Raw genomic sequence first — 2,841 nt, forward strand, 5'->3', positions numbered from 1 at the left:
GCCAGTCGACGCCGACGACGTCCGCGCCCGCCTCGCCCATCAGGCCGAGCAGTTCGCCGGTGCCGACGCCGAAGTGGATGCGCGGGACGCCGTAGCCGGCGACGGCCTGGAGGACCTTCGCGGAGTGGGGCAGCACCGAGCGGCGGTAGTCGGCGGGGGACAGCGCGCCGGCCCAGGAGTCGAAGAGCTGCACGGCGCTCGCGCCCGCCTCGATCTGCACCTTCAGGAAGGCGGCCGTGATCTCGCCGAGGCGGTCCAGCAGGTCGGCCCAGAGCTCGGGGTCGCCGTACATCATCGCCTTGGCGTTCTCGTACGTCCGCGACGGGCCGCCCTCGATGAGGTAGCTCGCCAGGGTGAACGGCGCGCCGGCGAAGCCGATCAGCGGGGTCGGGCCGAGCTCGTCGACGAGCATGCCGATCGCCTCGGTGACGTAGGAGACGTCCTCGGGGGTCAGGTCCCGCAGCCGCTGGAGGTCCGCGCGGGTGCGCACCGGCTGCTCGACGACCGGGCCGATGCCGGGCTTGATGTCGAGGTCGATGCCGATGGCCTTCAGGGGCACGACGATGTCGCTGAAGTAGATCGCCGCGTCGACGTTGTGGCGGCGGACCGGCTGCAGGGTGATCTCGGTGACCAGCTCGGGGCGCATGCAGGACTCGAGCATCGGGATGCCCTCGCGCACCTTGCGGTACTCCGGCAGGGAGCGCCCGGCCTGCCGCATGAACCACACGGGGGTATGCGGCACGGGTTCGCGCCTGCACGCCTTGAGGAAGGCGGAGTCGTAGGTGGCTGTCTGCGGCTGCCGGCTTGCGGGCGTGTCGTTGGCACTCACACGGCCAGTCTCGCATGCCCCCAACAGGACGAAGACCCCGGTATGCGGCCCCCGGGCGGCGCCGCCGCGGACGGCGGGGTGTCATGCTCTGCGCGAAGGCCCGGTTCCCCTTAATCTTCCCGGCATGGCTGCGGCTCAGGGACGACTGTCGGACGGCGCTGGCGGAATGGACGACGCGAAGGAGGGACAGGGGAATGAGAGCAGGGCGGCTCAGGCTCCGTTGCCCTTCCGGGCCGCGGTCGACGCCCTGAGGACCGCGCGGCTGCGACCGCAGGTGGAGGTGGAGCAGGTGCCCCCGCCACAGCGGCTCGCCCCGTTCACGTACGCGCTGGAGGCGGCGGTCGTCGACGACGAGCAGGAACTCGCCGACGGCCGGCTGGTGCTGCTGCACGACCCGGCCGGGCACGACGCCTGGCGGGGCACGTTCCGGCTGGTGACACTGGTGCGCGCGGAGCTGGAGCCGGAGATGGCCGCCGACCCGCTGCTGCCGGAGGTGTGCTGGTCCTGGCTGACCGGGGCGCTGCAGGCGCGCGGGCTGGCGTACGGCGAGCCGAGCGGCACCGTCACGCGGGCGAGTTCGCACTACTTCGGCGGGCTGTCGGCGCGTCCCGCCGCCTCGCAGATCGAGATCCGCGCCTCCTGGTCGCCCCGGGAGGGTCTGGGCGGGGTGCCGGACACCGCCGCCCACCTCGCCTCCTGGTGCGATCTGCTGGCGCAGGTGGCCGGGCTGCCGCCGGCCGGGCCGGGCGACGCGTCGGTGGTGACGCTGCCGCAGCGGCGCGGCCCGCAGTCGCACTGAGGCCGGTCACGGCGCGGCCCGTGAGCACGGCGCGGCCGGTCCCGCACGCGCACGTACACCCGTTCGGGTACCTCGCCGACCCCTTGCCGTGTCTTTGTCGATACGACCACTTTCGAGCACGCACCGACCCTGAACAGCCCAAAGCGAACCGATTCGACCTTCGGGCGATCGCCAATTCGTCCGATTTGACCGCATCGAAAGTCACCAGATCGTGATCATTCTCTAAAGGACACCGGGTTTGATGCCGAAGACGACTGTGACCTTGCAAGCACGGTTCCCCGGCCTGATCCCCACAAGCCGGTCCCGTCCCCCCCACCCCCAGGAGGCCTGGTGTCCGTTCTCCTCGAGCAGCCCGCAAGCCTGGTCGCCTACCGCCCGAACAAGCCGACCGCCATGGTCGTCGTGGCCGACCCGCGCGTCCGTTCCACCGTCACCCGTCATCTGTGGGCGCTCGGAGTCCGTGACGTCATCGAGGCGTCGTCCGTCGCGGAGGCCCGTCCCCGCATCGGCAATCCGCGTGACATCTGCGTCGCCGACGTCCACCTGCCCGACGGCTCGGGGCTCACCCTGCTGTCCGAGACCCGCGCCGCCGGATGGCCCAACGGCCTGGCCCTGTCCGCCGCCGACGACATCGGCGCCGTCCGCAACGCCCTCGCCGGGGGCGTCAAGGGCTACGTCGTCACCGGCACCCGCACCAACGTCGGGCTCCCCACCCGGCCGGGTGCCGCCCCCATCGGCGCCGCCGCCCGTCTGCACCGCCGCCCCCCGGGTGCCCCGAGCCACCCGGGCGGCTACCGCGAGCTGTCCGGTCGCGAGGTCGAGGTGCTGCGACTGGTTGCGGAGGGCCAGTCGAACAAGGCGATCGGCGTCTCGATGGGCCTGTCCGCGCTGACCGTCAAGAGCCACCTCGCCCGCATCGCCCGCAAGCTCGGCACCGGTGACCGGGCCGGCATGGTCGCCGTGGCCCTGCGGACCGGCATCATCCACTGACCCCTCACCGCTGCCCGTCCACCGGACGTACCACTCCCCGTTCCCCTTCCCCCCTCCCCCCTTCCGCCCTCCTCTCCCCTCCTGCCCCCTCCCTGCCGCCCGTCTGTCCTCCTCCTGTCCCTTCCCTGCCTCGCCCTGTCCCCCGAGCCCTGGCCGTGTTCCCCGTGCCGGTCGTGAACCGGCCGTGACATCGACCTGACCGGTTTACGACCCCCCGGCGCCC

General features: G+C 72.4%; 2 protein-coding genes and 1 pseudogene. 2 read left to right on the forward strand and 1 reads right to left on the reverse strand.

Going from position 1 to position 2,841, the window contains the following annotated elements; genetic code table 11:
• Positions 1 to 829 (reverse strand): annotated as a pseudogene (hemE, locus tag RH94_RS09270) (uroporphyrinogen decarboxylase); the annotation flags it as partial.
• 124 nt (positions 830 to 953) lie between these two features.
• On the opposite strand from hemE, the gene RH94_RS09275 reads away from it, so the two are divergent.
• Both RH94_RS09275 and RH94_RS09280 read left to right on the forward strand, forming a co-directional pair.
• Positions 954 to 1,628 (forward strand): DUF3000 domain-containing protein, encoded by a 675-nt coding sequence (locus RH94_RS09275; protein ID WP_073947149.1) that lies wholly within the window; start codon positions 954 to 956, stop codon positions 1,626 to 1,628.
• A 330-nt stretch (positions 1,629 to 1,958) separates the two neighbouring features.
• On the forward strand, positions 1,959 to 2,618 hold the full coding sequence (locus RH94_RS09280) for a helix-turn-helix transcriptional regulator (protein WP_043378652.1): 660 nt from the start codon (positions 1,959 to 1,961) through the stop codon (positions 2,616 to 2,618).
• Positions 2,619 to 2,841: the final 223 nt, after the last annotated feature.

The sequence above is a fragment of the Streptomyces kebangsaanensis genome (assembly GCF_001906585.1).
GTDB classification, from domain to species: Bacteria; Actinomycetota; Actinomycetes; order Streptomycetales; family Streptomycetaceae; genus Streptomyces; species Streptomyces kebangsaanensis.

Excerpts from the sequence above, each read along its gene's own strand:
- RH94_RS09275 (WP_073947149.1), top strand. The coding sequence starts at position 954 with ATGGCTGCGGCTCAGGGACGACTGTCGGACGGCGCTGGCGGAATGGAC.